14 protein-coding genes are annotated in these 16,001 nt (G+C 44.5%); 13 read left to right on the top strand and 1 reads right to left on the bottom strand.

Going from position 1 to position 16,001, the window contains the following annotated elements; genetic code table 11:
* Positions 1 to 27: 27 nt before the first annotated feature.
* From rpoN to eno, 8 genes are all read left to right on the top strand, one after another.
* A complete protein-coding gene (gene rpoN / locus ACTWQL_RS02850) occupies positions 28 to 1,362 on the top strand; it encodes an RNA polymerase factor sigma-54 (protein ID WP_443140909.1) in 1,335 nt (444 codons plus the stop codon).
* 512 nt (positions 1,363 to 1,874) lie between these two features.
* Entirely contained in the window at positions 1,875 to 2,117 is a 243-nt protein-coding gene (locus ACTWQL_RS02845; RefSeq protein WP_443141454.1) for a glutaredoxin family protein, read from the top strand.
* Between the two features lie 136 nt (positions 2,118 to 2,253).
* Positions 2,254 to 3,276 carry a sugar-binding transcriptional regulator gene (locus ACTWQL_RS02840; protein ID WP_443140908.1) on the top strand — a complete coding sequence of 341 codons (1,023 nt, stop codon included), beginning with the start codon at positions 2,254 to 2,256 and terminating at the stop codon, positions 3,274 to 3,276.
* Between the two features lie 177 nt (positions 3,277 to 3,453).
* Positions 3,454 to 4,461, top strand: a complete 1,008-nt coding sequence (gene gap, locus ACTWQL_RS02835) for a type I glyceraldehyde-3-phosphate dehydrogenase (protein WP_443140907.1) — start codon at positions 3,454 to 3,456, stop codon at positions 4,459 to 4,461.
* A gap of 321 nt (positions 4,462 to 4,782) precedes the next feature.
* Complete coding sequence (locus ACTWQL_RS02830; RefSeq protein WP_443140906.1) at positions 4,783 to 5,967, top strand: phosphoglycerate kinase; 1,185 nt, start codon at positions 4,783 to 4,785, stop codon at positions 5,965 to 5,967.
* Between the two features lie 261 nt (positions 5,968 to 6,228).
* Positions 6,229 to 6,990, top strand: coding sequence for a triose-phosphate isomerase (gene tpiA, locus ACTWQL_RS02825; RefSeq protein WP_443140905.1), 762 nt, complete (start codon positions 6,229 to 6,231; stop codon positions 6,988 to 6,990).
* The gene (gene gpmI, locus ACTWQL_RS02820) at positions 6,983 to 8,518 is read left to right on the top strand and encodes a 2,3-bisphosphoglycerate-independent phosphoglycerate mutase (protein ID WP_443140904.1); all 1,536 of its coding nucleotides are present in this window, start codon (positions 6,983 to 6,985) and stop codon (positions 8,516 to 8,518) included. The genes tpiA and gpmI overlap by 8 nt, the downstream gene beginning before the upstream one ends.
* 46 nt (positions 8,519 to 8,564) lie before the next feature.
* Complete coding sequence (gene eno / locus ACTWQL_RS02815) at positions 8,565 to 9,854, top strand: phosphopyruvate hydratase (RefSeq protein ID WP_443140903.1); 1,290 nt, start codon at positions 8,565 to 8,567, stop codon at positions 9,852 to 9,854.
* Between the two features lie 219 nt (positions 9,855 to 10,073).
* Here the strand turns inward: eno and ACTWQL_RS02810 are convergent, their stop codons facing one another.
* The gene (locus ACTWQL_RS02810; RefSeq protein WP_443140902.1) at positions 10,074 to 10,247 is read right to left on the bottom strand and encodes a hypothetical protein; all 174 of its coding nucleotides are present in this window, start codon (positions 10,245 to 10,247) and stop codon (positions 10,074 to 10,076) included.
* A gap of 117 nt (positions 10,248 to 10,364) precedes the next feature.
* Here ACTWQL_RS02810 and uvsE point away from each other — a divergent pair, with 117 nt between their 5' ends.
* From uvsE to rnr, 5 genes are all read left to right on the top strand, one after another.
* On the top strand, positions 10,365 to 11,330 hold the full coding sequence (uvsE, locus tag ACTWQL_RS02805) for a UV DNA damage repair endonuclease UvsE (protein WP_443140901.1): 966 nt from the start codon (positions 10,365 to 10,367) through the stop codon (positions 11,328 to 11,330).
* A gap of 323 nt (positions 11,331 to 11,653) precedes the next feature.
* Positions 11,654 to 11,869, top strand: a complete 216-nt coding sequence (gene secG, locus ACTWQL_RS02800; RefSeq protein ID WP_396125734.1) for a preprotein translocase subunit SecG — start codon at positions 11,654 to 11,656, stop codon at positions 11,867 to 11,869.
* A gap of 277 nt (positions 11,870 to 12,146) precedes the next feature.
* The gene (locus ACTWQL_RS02795) at positions 12,147 to 12,872 is read left to right on the top strand and encodes an alpha/beta hydrolase (protein ID WP_443140900.1); all 726 of its coding nucleotides are present in this window, start codon (positions 12,147 to 12,149) and stop codon (positions 12,870 to 12,872) included.
* Positions 12,869 to 13,615: an alpha/beta hydrolase gene (locus ACTWQL_RS02790; protein WP_443140899.1), complete on the top strand. Its 747-nt coding sequence runs from the start codon at positions 12,869 to 12,871 to the stop codon at positions 13,613 to 13,615. Before ACTWQL_RS02795 ends, ACTWQL_RS02790 begins: the two co-directional genes overlap by 4 nt.
* A 63-nt stretch (positions 13,616 to 13,678) precedes the next feature.
* Positions 13,679 to 15,988: a ribonuclease R gene (rnr, locus tag ACTWQL_RS02785; RefSeq protein WP_443140898.1), complete on the top strand. Its 2,310-nt coding sequence runs from the start codon at positions 13,679 to 13,681 to the stop codon at positions 15,986 to 15,988.
* The last annotated feature ends 13 nt before the right edge of the window (positions 15,989 to 16,001 follow it).

The raw sequence follows: 16,001 nt of genomic DNA, 5'->3' as shown, positions 1-16,001 counted from the left end.
GATAAGATGGTGGTAGGAGGGATTGTTATGGAGTTAGGTTTATATCAAACACAATCGATGAAACTTGTCATGACGCAAGAGTTACGACAAGCGATAACGATTTTACAATATCCTACACTCGAACTTTCTCAATTTTTACATCAACAGGCAATGGAAAATCCTTTGATCGATCTGCAAGAAAAACCAGTGGATGTCCAAAGTGAACGGACTTCTACGACTGAAAGCGATCAGGATTCCTGGTTTTATGATGAAGATAATGACTTCAATCCGGTCAATTTCATCAAATCAGAAGATGATTCATTACAATTGCACCTTCTTGAGCAATTGGCCTGGGTTGAATCGACTGATGAAGATAAAGCGATCGCAGAATATATGATTTATTGTTTAGATGAAAACGGGTATCTGGACTGCAGTTTAGAGTGTCTGCAGGAAGAGCTCGAGGTACCGATTGAAAAAATCGAAACCATCCTGGAGCGGATTCAACAGCTTGAACCCATCGGCGTTGGTGCTAGATCGCTGTCAGAATGTCTGTTGCTGCAGTTGAAAGCGACAGATTATGACATGCCTGTAGTAGAAGAAATCATCCAGCACCACCTTGATGCTTTTGCGGATAAGAAGTTTTCCTATCTATCCAAAACGTTGAACATCACGATGAAAGAATTGAAGGAAGCGGATGATCTCATTCGTTCGTTGAATCCGAGACCGTGTTCTGGATTTGAAAAAAAACGGCCTGAATGGGTCGAACCTGAATTCTTTATTGAACAGAATAAGAAGGGGGATCTTTTTGTAAGGATGAACGAAGATCTGGTTCCTGAAGTTTCGTTGAATGAGCGGTATTTCCGGATCTTGAAGCAGCACGGTGATGCAAAGTCCTATCTTGAAAACCAACTGCAAAAATTCGAATGGCTGAAGCGAAGTCTTGACCAGCGGAGGCAAACCCTTCATAATCTTGGGGAATATTTGCTGCAAGCACAACGGGCATTCTTCGAGCATGGATATGAGGCACTTCGACCGATGACATTGAAGGAAGTCGCAATGCAAATCGATGTTCATGAATCGACGATCAGCAGAGCTGTGAAAAACAAGACGATCCAAACGCCAAGAGGAACAATACCTTTAAAATCTTTGTTCACTTCAAAGTTGGATAAAACGAATCAAATGGAAGATACTTCTTCAGCGCAAGTGAAAATACAAATTCAGCGGATGGTGGAAGCTGAACCGAAACACAAGCCGCTTTCGGACCAGAAAATCGTTAACTCCCTTAAAGAAGAAGGGATCGACATATCAAGGCGGACGGTAGCGAAATACCGTGAAGAACTGAGGATCCCATCATCATCGAAACGAAAAAGCATCGTCGTATAACGGTGGAACTGTCATAGTTCCATCGTTTCCAATTAAAATTTATTAATAGCTGTTTTTTAAAGGCTGTTTTCGTAAACTTTGTAGCTCTTGAAAGTCGTTGATTTCCGCTCCAGGATGCTCGCTTTCCGCGGGGCGTGCGGTGAGCCCACTCATCGCCTTGCGACATTGAATGGTCTCACCTGTCCCGCTGATCCCGCAGGAGTCTCGCACCTTGCTCTCCAATCAACTTGCACAAGATGGTTCTTTACAAAAATGACCCAAAAGCAACAATCTTTAAGAAAAGAGCCTTTTTTAATATGAAAAAAATATTGGTGTCTGCCAGTTTGTGAAATATCTCGCTTTCCGCGGGCGATCTGCAAGCCTCCTCAGCTCGTTCCTCACTTGCGGGGTCTTGCTTAGTGTGCTTTTCCCGCTGGAGTCTCGTATATTTCCACTACTAGCCCAACATTCATTTTCTTATCTACTTTCATCTAGCAACAAACATAAACCCATTCAAAGGAACCAAACTCATGTTGACCGTTCATTTTTATACAAAAACAAATTGTCCATTGTGCGATAAAGCACTTTTAATTCTTGAAGAATTGCAGGAAGAAATCGATTTTACCATTGAAGAACGGGACATTTATACAAATGACGAATGGTTGGAGGCCTATGGAGTGATGATCCCTGTCGTGCAAGTCAATGGAGAAGATCTTCAATACGGTATCATCGATCAAAATGATTTAAGAAAACGCTTACTTACATTTTTCAAGTGATTTTTGTTGAAACCTTATGAAGTACTTGCTAATATAATAAGTGTATTAGCAAGTCGTATTTTTTTTACACTTATTGGGACATAATACGACTTACCGGGACCGAAACAGTCCCAACCCTGATTAAAGGGGAGTTGCGATGGAACCGTTAATTGATTTACAAAGAAAATTATTACCTGACTTACTCGATGTTATGCAGAACCGTTACAGGATTCTTCAAAATGTACGGTATATGCAACCGATCGGCAGAAGAAGTCTAGCAGCGAATTTACAACAGACCGAGCGAGTACTTCGGGCAGAAGTAGAGTTTTTGAATAAGCAAGGACTTCTGAAGATTTCTACATCAGGTATGACTTTGACCGATGAAGGTAATCATATTCTTCTAGAACTTGAAACCATCATGAAGCAAGTTTCAGGGCTTCATGTTTTAGAAGGACAATTACGGGAAAAATTAAAGTTGGCAGAAGTCATCATCGTTCCAGGGGACAGCGATCGGGAATCCTGGGTGAAAAAGGAGATGGGGAAAGCAGCGATCAAGCGGCTTTTACCGCTTCTGAAAAACCAGAAGACGATTGCAGTGACTGGAGGAACGACACTGGCAGCAGTTGCGGACATGATGACGCCGCTCACAAAGAAGCGGCAGCCATTGATTGTACCCGCGCGAGGCGGACTTGGTGAACAAGTTGAAAATCAAGCGAACACGATTTGCGCTACGATGGCTAAAAAAGCAAATGGTGAATACCGATTGCTGCATGTCCCCGATCAATTAAGCAATGAATCCTATCAAAGTTTAATTGGAGAACCGGGCGTGAAAGATGTACTGGAGGAGATTCGGTCAGCAGAAATTGTCATCCATGGGATCGGAGAGGCGAAAACGATGGCTGAACGAAGGAATTCTTCCTCTGAAGTTTATCAGCAGATCGAAGAACACCAGGCTGTTGCTGAAGCGTTCGGATACTATTTCGACAAAGACGGCAACATCGTCCACAAAGTGAAAACAGTCGGCCTTCAGCTCGACGATCTTACAAACGACAAGACGATATTTGCTGTAGCAGGCGGCAGCAGTAAAGCCAGCGCAATCGCAGCTTATATGAAACGCGGCCCGAACCAGATCCTCATCACAGATGAAGGCGCGGCAAAACAGCTTATCGGCTTCAATTAAGTGCTATAAGTGCTTCCGTGCCAGGCACCGAAGCAAAACCCTTTCATAGCAAGGCTTTCAAAATGGTGCCTGGCACCGTTCAGGAAGCTAGAATTACCAAGGGGTTTGAAACGGTGCCAGGCACTTATCAAATATATACATTCAATTTATTTATTAAATCCAAGGAGGAGTTTTATAATGGCTACAAAGATTGGTATCAATGGTTTTGGACGTATTGGACGTAACGTATTCCGTGCAGCATTGAAGAACAATGACGTTGAGGTAGTAGCAGTCAATGACCTTACAGACGCTGAGATGCTTGCTCATCTATTACAATATGACACTGTTCATGGAACACTAGATGCAAAAGTAGAAGTTAACGGTGAAAACCTTGTCGTAGATGGAAAAGAGGTAAAAGTTCTTTCAGAGCGCGATCCTGCTCAACTAGGTTGGGGAGACCTTGGCGTAGAAATCGTTGTTGAATCAACTGGTCGTTTCACGCAACGTGACGATGCAGCAAAACACCTTGAAGCAGGAGCAAAGAAAGTCATTATTTCTGCTCCAGCGAAAAACGAAGACATTACAGTTGTTCTTGGTGTTAACGAAGACAAGTACGATGCAGCAAGTCATAATGTTATCTCAAACGCATCATGTACGACAAACTGTCTTGCACCACTTGCAAAAGTATTGAACGACAAGTTCGGCATCAAGCGTGGAATGATGACAACAGTCCACTCTTACACGAACGACCAGCAAATCCTTGATCTTCCGCACAAAGACTATCGTCGTGCGCGTGCTGCAAGTGAAAACATCATTCCGACTACAACAGGTGCAGCAAAAGCGGTCTCTCTTGTACTTCCAGAGCTTGAAGGCAAGCTGAATGGTATGGCAATGCGTGTACCTACACCAAACGTATCACTAGTCGACCTTGTAGCTGAGCTTGATAAGGATGTAACAGTCGAAGAAGTGAATGCAGTATTTAAAGAAGCTGCTGAGTCTAACTTGAAAGGCATTCTTGGATACAGCGAAGAGCCTCTAGTATCTCGTGACTATAACGGAAGCCCTGATTCTTCTACAATCGATGCGCTTTCTACAATGGTCATGGAAGGCAACATGGTAAAAGCAATTTCTTGGTACGACAATGAGAGCGGATATTCTCACCGTGTTGTTGATCTTGCAGCGTTTATCGCTTCTAAAGGACTTTAAGATACGACCGAATGATAAACGTCGAATTTCAGCGTTACTCGATTTTACCGGTCCTCACGTATAATTATATACGCTCCGGTCCTCAAAACCGTCGTGCCTTGAACTTCTCGTTTCTAATTCGTCGTTACTTTAAATACTCATTGTATGGTTTTGAAAGGAAAAAACTGTACCATTTTCATAAGTTTATATAGAATGTGGGGGAGGGGTAATTTTACTCCTCTTTTCACATGTACTTAGGGGAAGTTAACAATTAAGCAGAAGTTAAAAGAAGTTCAACAATTAAATTAATGATTTATTAAAACGAAGGAGGCTTTTCCGTATATGCAAAAACAGTCTTTGCGTGATGTGAATGTTGAAGGGAAGAGAGTTTTCTGTCGCGTTGACTTCAACGTGCCGATGAAGGATGGAGAAGTGAATGACGAGACTCGAATCCGTGCGGCATTACCGACAATCCAACACTTAGTAGAAAACGGAGCAAAAGTCATTCTAGCAAGTCACCTTGGACGTCCGAAGGGACAAGTCGTTGAAGAATTACGTCTTGATCCTGTCGCAAAACGTCTAAGTGATCTCTTGAACCAGACCGTTACAAAAACCGATCAAGTTTATGGTGAAGAAGTCGACCAAGCAATCTCAAACCTGAACAATGGAGAAGTCTTACTGATTGAAAACGTTCGTTTTGAACCTGGTGAAGAAAAGAACGACCCTGAGTTAGCGAAAGCTTTCGCTGCTATGGCTGACGTGTATGTAAATGATGCATTTGGAGCAGCTCACCGCGCACACGCATCAACCGAAGGTGTCGCTCATCATCTTCCAGGGGTTTCAGGACTTTTAATGGAAAAAGAACTTGATGTTCTCGGAAAAGCACTTTCAACTCCAGAACGTCCATTTACAGCCGTAATTGGCGGTGCGAAAGTCAAAGATAAGATCGGGGTTATCGATAATCTTTTAGATAAAGTGGACAACCTGATCATCGGCGGAGGACTTGCTTATACGTTTGTAAAAGCGCTTGGGTATGACGTCGGGAAGTCTCTTTTAGAAGAAGATAAAATCGACCTGGCAAAATCATTCATGGAAAAGGCGGAGCAAAAAGGCGTAAAAATGTATCTTCCGAAAGATGTCGTTGTTGCAGATGATTTTTCAAGGGATGCCAATACGAAAGTCGTCTCGATTGATGAAATCCCATCAGATTGGGAAGCACTAGATATTGGACCAGGTACTCGTGATGAGTACAGAACCGTGATCGAAAGCTCGAAGCTTGTAATATGGAATGGACCTATGGGTGTATTCGAATTTGATGCTTTCGCCAACGGTACGATGACGATCGCGAAAGCATTAGCCGACGCGAAAGATACGTACAGTGTCATCGGCGGTGGTGATTCAGCGGCAGCAGTCGAAAAATTCGACCTCGCAGATGCGATGGATCACATCTCTACTGGTGGAGGTGCCTCTCTAGAGTTTATGGAGGGGAAGGTTTTACCTGGTGTCGCTGCGTTAAAAGATAAGTAAGAGGAAGTTACGATACTTCGAAGAATAAACATTGTGCACCTGCGTCTGCATGGTAATCCTACCGAAGAAAGCTTCCTCGGTGCAAGGCAGCAATGATGTTTATCAAGTTAGTAGCCTTCCTTGAAACCTTCGTGCCTCGAACTTCTTGATACTAATTTGTCTATGAAGTTTAATGACAGGTCTTCGAAACCTTCGCCAATTTCGCGAAAATCAACAATGTAGAACAACATACTTAAATCAATGAAAGGTGGTCCTTAAAGGATGCGTAAACCGATCATCGCAGGAAACTGGAAAATGCATAAAACATTAGAGGAATCCAAGAGTTTTGTAAAAGAGATCTCAGGTCTTGTGCCAGATGAATCGAAAATTGATTCAGTCATTTGTGCCCCTGCACTCTTTTTGAACGCTCTAGTGAATGAAACTGCTGAAACGAAGCTGTATATCGGAGCACAAAACATGCATTTTGAAGAAAGCGGAGCATTTACAGGTGAAATCAGCCCGGCAGCATTGAAAGATTTGAATGTCGAGTATGTCATTCTTGGACACTCTGAGCGTCGTGAAATGTTCGCCGAAACGAATAGCTCTGTTAACAAGAAAGTACACGCTGCCTTTAAGCATGACCTTGTACCGATCGTTTGTGTCGGTGAAACATTAGAACAACGTGAGAACAATGAAACGAAACCTCATGTAAAAACACAAGTTGAGCAAGCTTTAAGCGGTCTTTCTGAAGAACAAGTCGCTAAGACGGTCATCGCTTATGAACCGATCTGGGCGATTGGTACAGGAAAATCAGCGACAGCTGAGGATGCAAATGAGGTATGTGCTTATATCCGCAGTGTGATTGCTGATAAATTTTCAAAAGAGATCGCGGAACAGGTGCGCATCCAATACGGCGGGAGTGTGAAGCCGGAAACGATTGATGAATTGATGAACCAATCAGACATCGATGGTGCGCTTGTCGGTGGGGCTAGCTTGAAGCCTCAGTCTTTCTTACAGTTGTTGGAGGTTGTAAATAATGGCTAAAAAACCAGTCGCACTCATCATTCTTGATGGGTTTGCGTTACGGGATGAAACAAAAGGGAATGCGGTCGCCCAGGCGAAAAAGCCGAACTTCGACCGCTATTGGGACGCGTTTCCTCACTCCCAGCTGCAGGCTTGTGGTGAAGCGGTTGGCCTTCCTGAAGGTCAGATGGGGAACTCTGAGGTCGGTCACTTGAACATCGGAGCTGGCCGGATCGTCTACCAAAGCTTGACGCGGGTCAATCTCTCGATTAAAGAAGGCGAGTTCTATGAAAAACAAACCTTCCTCGATGCGATGGATCATGTGAAAAAGAAAGATTCTGCCCTTCATATTTTCGGATTGCTTTCGGATGGCGGAATCCACAGCCACATCGATCATCTCTATGCGCTATTGAAGCTGGCAGCGAAAGAGAATGTCGAGAAAGTATATGTCCATGGATTCCTTGATGGCCGTGATGTTGGACCGCAAACTGCGAAGACCTACATCAAGGCGCTTCAGGAAAAAATGACTGAATATGGCGTCGGAGAAATTGCGACGTTATCTGGACGTTATTATTCGATGGACCGTGATAAGCGCTGGGATCGTGTAGAACGTTCTTATCGCGCGATGACCTACGGTGATGGCCCATCGTATAACGATCCGATCGAAGTCGTCGATGACTCTTATGCCAACGATATCCATGATGAATTCGTCCTGCCGTCAGTGATAACGAAGGAAGACGGTTCTCCGGTTGCGACGATCGAAGATGATGACGCGATCATCTTCTTCAACTTCCGTCCTGACCGGGCGATCCAGATTTCACAAGTCTTTACGAACGAAGACTTTCGTGGATTTGATCGTGGTGAAAAACTGCCGAAAGATCTCCACTTCGTCTGCCTGACTCATTTCAGTGAAACAGTAGATGGGGAGGTCGCCTTCAAACCGTCGAACCTCGACAACACGCTGGGAGAAGTTTTAGCACAGCAGGATTATAAACAGCTGCGGATTGCAGAAACCGAGAAGTATCCGCATGTCACGTTCTTTTTCAGTGGCGGACGGGAGAATGAATTCCCTGGCGAAGAGCGGATTCTTATCGATTCACCAAAAGTGGCGACGTATGACTTGAAACCGGAAATGAGCGCTTATGAAGTGACAGATGCGTTGCTTGACGAACTGAATGCGGACAAACACGATGTAATCATTTTGAACTTCGCGAACCCGGATATGGTCGGGCACTCAGGTAAGCTTGAACCTACCATCAAAGCGATCGAGACAGTGGATGAATGTCTCGGTAAAATCGTTGACTTGATTTTAGAAAAAGATGGAGCGGCAATCATAACGGCTGACCACGGAAACTCGGATGAGGTCATCACGGTTGATGGTAACCCGATGACAGCGCATACGACAAACCCTGTACCAGTCATCGTCACGAAAAAAGGTGCAAACCTTCGAGATGACGGAATTCTGGCGGACTTATCGCCGACGGTGTTGGACCTGCTTGGCGGGAAGCAGCCGAAAGAGATGACAGGGAAAACCCTTATTAAAGAATAATCCGGATTTTAAAATAGTGTTATTAAATCTAAGGAGATGAAACGTTATGACATCAAATATCGTTAATATTTTTGCGCGTGAAGTATTAGACTCCCGCGGTAATCCAACTGTAGAAGTTGAAGTTTGGTTAGAGTCAGGTGCACGTGGACGCGCGCTTGTACCAAGTGGGGCTTCAACTGGTGAATACGAAGCAGTCGAGCTTCGTGACGGTGACAAAGACCGTTATCTTGGAAAAGGTGTTCTGAACGCAGTGAACAACGTCAACGAAATGATTGCACCAGAACTCGTATTTTTCGATGCGCTTGACCAAGTGGCGATCGACAAGCAATTGCTTGAGCTTGACGGAACAGAAAACAAAGGGAAGATCGGTGCAAACGCGATTCTAGGTGTATCTATGGCCGTTGCGCATGCTGCAGCTGATCACCTTGATGTTTCTCTTTACAACTACCTTGGTGGATTTAACGCTAAAACTCTTCCAACACCAATGATGAACATCTTGAACGGTGGCGAGCACGCTGACAACAACGTAGATATCCAGGAATTCATGATCATGCCAGTCGGAGCTGAATCGTTCCGCGAAGCACTTCGTGTCGGAGCAGAAATTTTCCACACGTTGAAGAAAGTATTGAAGGAAAAAGGCTTGAACACTGCAGTTGGTGATGAAGGTGGATTCGCTCCTAACCTCGCTTCAAACGAAGAAGCGATCTCTACGATCATCGAAGCAATCGAAAAAGCTGGTTACAAGCCGGATGAAGAAGTGAAGCTTGCATTGGACGTTGCATCTTCTGAACTTTATAAAGATGGCAAGTACCACTTAGCTGGTGAAGGTGTAACGAAGACTTCTGAAGAAATGGTCGCATGGTACGAAGAGCTGACTGCGAAGTACCCGATCGTCTCAATTGAAGACGGACTTGACGAAAACGACTGGGATGGTTGGGAGAAGCTAACCGCTGCAATCGGCGACAAAGTCCAGCTCGTAGGTGACGACCTGTTCGTTACGAATACAGCGAAGCTTTCAGAAGGAATCACACGTAAAGTCGGTAACTCGATCTTGATCAAAGTGAACCAAATCGGTACATTGACTGAAACATTCGACGCGATTGAAATGGCGAAGCGCGCAGGATATACTGCAGTCATTTCCCATCGTTCTGGTGAAACAGAAGACAGCACGATTGCTGACCTCGCTGTTGCAACGAACGCTGGACAAATCAAGACAGGTGCGCCATCCCGTACAGACCGTGTAGCGAAGTACAATCAACTTCTACGCATCGAAGACGAACTCGATTACACATCCATCTACGCAGGAAAAGACGCATTCTACAACATAAAAAAATAAGTATTGAGTAAAAAGAAATACTCTTCTTATAATGCAAGAACCCCGAACGCCGCATCAAAAGCGGCATTCGGGGTTCTTTTTATTGCAATGTGTACCAGGCACGACAATTTCGCCTTACTCTCCCAAGGGTTCACGGAAGGTGCCAGGCACCAAAATGGAACCCTTGTGCCGTGACGGGTTTGAAATGGTGCCTGGCACCCGAGCAGCATCGAAGCGTCACTACATGTCTTCGTTGTCTGCGTGAACATCACTACGCTCTAGTTCCATCCCATTGTCGGCTTGGTCAATGAGGAGGTCTAGTGGCTGGAAGGCATCACTTTGAACCGTGAATCCTGGGTTCATATTCGTTGCAGTTGGAAGCTCTTTCTCGCGATTTCGTTCTTTTCTTCGCATCGCATAAACACCTCCATGATTTTAATATGCTTGTCGCAAAGTGAAAATATGTTATTCATCATTTTCCAAGCCTTTTGACATACTACATGTTAACTGATTGAACGGAGGAATTTTCAGATGACAGTTGTTCGACTAGGTTATGTTGCGATGAGTCTCAATGTCAAGAATGCCTCACCATCTCAGACCATGACCATAAAAAATTTCTCGCAAATCGAAAACCGCAATGCTGCGATGTTGAAGCTGGAACGAATTACGCGTTCCAATATCCAGAATACGTTAAGGATCCTCAGGCATAATGCTGTCCATGATATCAAGTTTTACCGAATGACCTCGAGGTTGGTACCGCTGGCTACATTCGAGGAACTTCCTGATTGGGATTACATGACGGCAATTGAAGAAGATCTTGAAGAAGTCGGGAAATTTGTAGCGGAAAAAGAAATGCGAGTCGATTTTCATCCTGATCATTTCGTATTGATCAATTCACCGAAAAAAGAAGTCCTAAAAATGACGGTCAAAACTTTGATGCTGCACAAGAGACTTCTAGAGGGGATGGGAATCCTTCCGAGACATCGATGTGTTCTTCATGTCGGAGGTGTATATGGGGATCGAGAGCTTGCCCTTGAACGATTCATTCAAAACTGGATGCTCGTACCGAACGCCATCCAGGAGATGATCATATTAGAAAATGACGATAAATCATTTCATTTGAACGATACCCTATACTTGTGCGAAAAGTTAGGTGTTCCGCTGGTATTCGATTATCATCATCACCTGGCACATCATGAAAACAAAAATTGGGAGGAAGAGTGGGAAAGAATCGTAAACACTTGGTCAAATTCACACATACCCATCAAAATGCACATTTCCAGTCCAAAGAACGAAAAACAATTCAGAGCTCATAATGATTATGTTGATGTCGAGATGTTCATGGATTTCCTCAACGAGATCAAAGGCAGCGTCGATCAGATCGACTGCATGATCGAAGCGAAGAAAAAAGACGAAGCCCTCTTTAAACTCATGGAAGATCTCAAACACTACAACAACATTGAAATCATTGACGGCGCAAGCTTTAGGATCAAATAGGCGTGCCTGGCACCAAATGAAAGTCCATGCGTCCGAAGGGATCTGAAACCGTGCCAGGCACCAAACGAAAGTCCATGCGCCTCAAGGGATCTGAAACGGTGCCAGGCACCAATCCGAAGTCCTTGCGCCTCAAGGGATCCCAAACGGTACCTGGCACCAATCCAAAGTCCTTGTGCTGGAAGGGGTTCAAAATGGTGCCTGGCACGACCTAGGCACCGTTCGAATCTTCCTGTGCGATTTTTGTTGAATTTTCCATCTTCGTTGTGATACATTTATAGTACTGGATTGTGTCGTTGGAGGTGGATGAATTGGAAACATTCTTAATGGTATTATTGATTATTGATGCGCTTGCAATTATAACTGTCGTATTACTTCAGTCTGGTAAGAGTGCTGGATTATCCGGTGCGATCACTGGTGGAGCAGAGCAGCTTTTCGGTAAGCAAAAAGCTCGCGGTATCGATGCTGTGTTCCAAAAGTTGACGATCGTACTCGCGGTATTATTCTTTGTTCTTACGATCTTGTTAGCATACGTATATTAATTTGTCGCTAGAACAGCAAGTGTAAAAGCTTGCTGTTTTATTTTTTATATGAGAAAAATAAGGCTGTGAAAAATAAATTCATAAGACCAGTTTAGTCCCAAAACACAGCTGAATTGTCCGTATGAAGGGTTCATAAGACAAGTCCGGCCTAAAAACACGTCCAAAATGTCCGTATAAATGAAATCTTTGGGATATTTCCTCCATCGGATTACGTTACATACGTTTTAATGATTCTTTCAAGGGGCAAACTATAAGAAAGAAATGAAGGAGCACAAGCATGATTGGTTGTCTTTGTCTGCATGGTTTTACCGGAAGTCCTTATGAGGTTGAGCCGCTCGTCCATTTTTTAAAAGAAAATACCGATTGGCTTGTCGTTTCACCGACTTTTCCGGGACATGATACGGATGATGGAAGGATGGAACGCGTCACGTATCAAGACTGGATCCATACAGCAGAAAAAGAACTCCGTGAACTGCAAAAGACATGCGACAAAATCTACGTGGTCGGTTTTTCAATGGGGGGAATCATCGCTGGATACCTGGCCGCATCAAATAAAATCGATCGGCTGGTCTTATTAAGTGCAGCTGCTCATTACGTCAGCCTCTTACGCTTAGCTCAGGACATCAAGCATATGCTCAAGGATCTTTTCAAAGGCAATATCAAGGAAAACGAAATGTTTCAGCGATATGTGCGAAAGTTCAAAGGGACTCCGTTATCGATGACCTTCCAATTTCGAAGTCTGATCCGTTCCTTGCGTCCGTACCTGAAAAAAGTGAACACTCCTACACTCATCATTCAGGGGGAGTGTGACGGTGTGGTCCCGAAAAAGAGTGCGCAATATATCTACAACACCATTCGCAGTAAAAATAAAGAAATCATATACTTACCGCAATCAAAACATATCATCTGCCATGATATTGAACAGGAAGACGTCATTCGTCACGTCTATCGATTTCTTACAGACACAGAAAGAGATGAAGCAAAAGGAGAGGTAACATCATGAAAATCGTTTCACCAAAACCATTTTTCTTTGAAGGGGGAGACCGTGGAGTCTTGCTGCTGCATGGTTTTACAGGAAATTCAGCAGATGTGCGTATGCTCGGACGTTATCTGCAAAAAGAAGGTTATTCCTGCCTGGCCCCGCAATACAAAGGACACGGCGTCCCACCGGAGGAACTCGTCCACACCGGTCCGGATGATTGGTGGGAAGACGTCATGGAAGCCTACAACGAACTGAAGGAAAAAGGATTTGAAGAGATTGCAGTGGCAGGTCTTTCGCTTGGCGGAGTCTTTTCACTGAAACTCGGCTACACATCTACGGTTAAAGGAATCGTACCCATGTGTGCGCCCATGTATATAAAAAGCGAAGAAACCATGTATCAAGGCGTTCTTGATTACGCAAAAGAGTACAAAAAATATGAGGGGAAGTCGGATGATCAGATTGAAAAAGAAATGGAAGAGTTCAAAAAGACACCGATGAACACCCTCAAAACACTCCAAGAATTGATTGCCGATGTCCGCGATAACATCGATATGATTTACACACCGACATACGTGGTACAGGCGAGGCATGATGAGATGATCAATACGGATAGTGCCAATATCATCTATGATTCCATTGAATCTGATCAAAAAGACTTGAAATGGTACGAGGAATCCGGCCATGTCATTACACTCGACAAGGAAAAAGAACAACTCCATGAAGATGTTCTCAATTTCCTCAACAGCCTTGAATGGTCAAAATAAATTTATAAAATGGTCCTATAACGTTAAAACACACAGCTCACAATGAAGGAGGGAAAGAAGCAAATGGATCGAGAAAGAATTTTAGCATTTATGAAAGAAGAAGCTTATAAACCGCTGACTGTCCAAGAACTTGAGGAAGAGCTCAACCTGGATGATGCGGAGGAATTCAAAGAACTTGTGATTACATTGAACGAGATGGAGGAAAAAGGAGAGATCGTCCGTACCCGAAGCAACCGTTATGGTGTGCCTGAGCGGATGAACCTGATCAAGGGAAAGCTGCAGGGCCACGCGAAAGGGTTCGCTTTCCTGCTTCCTGAACAAAAGGGTGAAAAGGATGTCTATATTTCGCCTTCTGACCTGAATGGTGCAATGAGTGGGGATATAGTCCTCGTGAGGATTTCTAGCCGTCCAGGAGATTCAAAACCTGAAGGGACTGTCATCCGTATCATCGAACGCGGCGTGACCGAGGTGGTCGGGACGTTCATCGATAGTAAAAGTTTTGGATTTGTCGAAGCGGATGACAAGCGGATTCCGAATGACATCTTCATTCCGAAAGAGGCAATCAACAATGCAGTCGATGGCCATAAGGTCCTTGTAAAAATAACAAGCTATCCTGAGGAACGGTCAAGTGCGACAGGTGAAATCATCGAGATTTTAGGGCACAAGAATGATCCTGGTGTCGATATCCTGTCGATCATCTATAAACACGGTCTTCCAAGGGATTTCCCTAACGAGGCATTGGAACACGCAAACTCAGTCCCTGATGAAATCGATGTGGCCGATCTCACTGACCGCCGGGATTTACGGGATGAAACAATCGTTACGATTGACGGTGCAGATGCGAAAGATCTGGATGATGCCGTCAATGTCGTCAAGCTCGACAACGGAAACTACAAGCTCGGGGTGCATATTGCGGATGTCAGTCATTATGTGACAGAAGGTTCGCCAATTGATCAGGAAGCAATTGAGCGTGGAACATCCGTCTATCTGGTTGACCGTGTCATCCCAATGATTCCACATCGTCTATCAAACGGAATCTGCAGTTTGAATCCGAAGGTCGATCGCCTCACCTTATCGTGTGAAATGGAAATCACACCGAACGGGGAAGTCGTCAATCATGAAATCTTCCAGAGTGTGATTCGCACGAATGAACGAATGACCTATACGGATGTTCGTAAAATCCTATTGCGTGAAGACGATAAAGTTCTAGAACGCTACAAAGACCTTGTGCCGTTTTTCGATCTGATGGGCGAGCTTGCGGAAATATTACGCAAAAAACGTTTCGACCGCGGTGCCATCGACTTCGATTTCAGTGAAGCGCGAGTGCTCGTCGATGAAGAGTCGAAGCCTGTCGATGTTGTCCTTCGTGACCGGACCGTCGCTGAAAAACTGATCGAGGAATTCATGTTGGCGGCTAACGAAACGGTAGCGGAACACTTCCATTGGATGAACGTTCCTTTCATGTATCGGATCCACGAAGATCCAGACGAAGAAAAGCTGACGAACTTCCTTGAGTTCATCACAAACTTTGGCTACGTCGTCCGTGGTTCTGCGAATTCCATCCACCCGCGTGCGCTTCAGCAGATTTTAGAAGAAGTACAAGGTGAACCGGAAGAAGCCGTAATCAGCAAGGTCATGCTTCGTTCGATGAAACAAGCACGATATGAACCGGAAAACCACGGACACTATGGATTGTCCACTGAGTTCTATACACACTTTACATCGCCGATCCGTCGTTATCCTGACTTGATCGTCCATCGTTTGATCCGGACTTATTTGATTGAAGGAAAGACAGACGGAAAAACGGTCAGTCACTGGAAAGAGCAGCTGCCAGAAATCGCACAGCATGCTTCTGAACGTGAACGTCGGGCGGTCGATGCGGAACGTGAAACCGATGATCTGAAAAAAGCAGAATTCATGCAAGATAAAATCGGCGAGGAATTCGAAGGTGTCATCAGCGGGGTAACGAACTTCGGCTTGTTCATCGAATTGCCGAACACAATCGAAGGTTTGGTGCATGTCAGCTATCTGACAGATGACTACTATCATTTCAACGAACAGCAATATGCGATGATCGGTGAACGGACAGGCAAAGTGTTCCGTATCGGTGATGAGCTTCAAATACGTGTGTTGGCTGTCAACGTTGAAGAGCGTGCGATCGACTTCGAAATCGTCGGCATGAAAGCACCGGCCCAAAGGAAACGCCGGGATCGTGCTCGTGTGATATCGAGCGGCGGCAAGAGCCCTACAAAAGAGAAAAAGCGGAATGACAAAGGGCAAAACGGCGGCGGATCTCGTAAAAAGAAAGGCAACAAACCTTTTTATAAAGATGTCTCGAAAAAGAAAAAAGGGAAAAAGAAGAAGCGCCGATAATCAAGTCGAAAGG

Source organism: Pseudalkalibacillus sp. R45 (assembly GCF_052246725.1).
In the GTDB taxonomy this organism is placed as follows: Bacteria; Bacillota; Bacilli; order Bacillales; family Fictibacillaceae; genus Pseudalkalibacillus.
Note: the sequence above shows the minus strand (reverse complement) of the source record. Positions and strands in the feature narration are given on the sequence as shown.

Coding starts and splice junctions, on each gene's coding strand:
- ACTWQL_RS02810 (WP_443140902.1), bottom strand. CDS start 10,247: ATGCGAAGAAAAGAACGAAATCGCGAGAAAGAGCTTCCAACTGCAACG.
- tpiA (WP_443140905.1), top strand. CDS start 6,229: ATGCGTAAACCGATCATCGCAGGAAACTGGAAAATGCATAAAACATTA.
- eno (WP_443140903.1), top strand. CDS start 8,565: ATGACATCAAATATCGTTAATATTTTTGCGCGTGAAGTATTAGACTCC.
- gpmI (WP_443140904.1), top strand. CDS start 6,983: ATGGCTAAAAAACCAGTCGCACTCATCATTCTTGATGGGTTTGCGTTA.
- rpoN (WP_443140909.1), top strand. CDS start 28: ATGGAGTTAGGTTTATATCAAACACAATCGATGAAACTTGTCATGACG.
- ACTWQL_RS02790 (WP_443140899.1), top strand. CDS start 12,869: ATGAAAATCGTTTCACCAAAACCATTTTTCTTTGAAGGGGGAGACCGT.
- secG (WP_396125734.1), top strand. CDS start 11,654: ATGGTATTATTGATTATTGATGCGCTTGCAATTATAACTGTCGTATTA.
- gap (WP_443140907.1), top strand. CDS start 3,454: ATGGCTACAAAGATTGGTATCAATGGTTTTGGACGTATTGGACGTAAC.
- ACTWQL_RS02840 (WP_443140908.1), top strand. CDS start 2,254: ATGGAACCGTTAATTGATTTACAAAGAAAATTATTACCTGACTTACTC.
- uvsE (WP_443140901.1), top strand. CDS start 10,365: ATGACAGTTGTTCGACTAGGTTATGTTGCGATGAGTCTCAATGTCAAG.
- ACTWQL_RS02830 (WP_443140906.1), top strand. CDS start 4,783: ATGCAAAAACAGTCTTTGCGTGATGTGAATGTTGAAGGGAAGAGAGTT.
- rnr (WP_443140898.1), top strand. CDS start 13,679: ATGGATCGAGAAAGAATTTTAGCATTTATGAAAGAAGAAGCTTATAAA.
- ACTWQL_RS02795 (WP_443140900.1), top strand. CDS start 12,147: ATGATTGGTTGTCTTTGTCTGCATGGTTTTACCGGAAGTCCTTATGAG.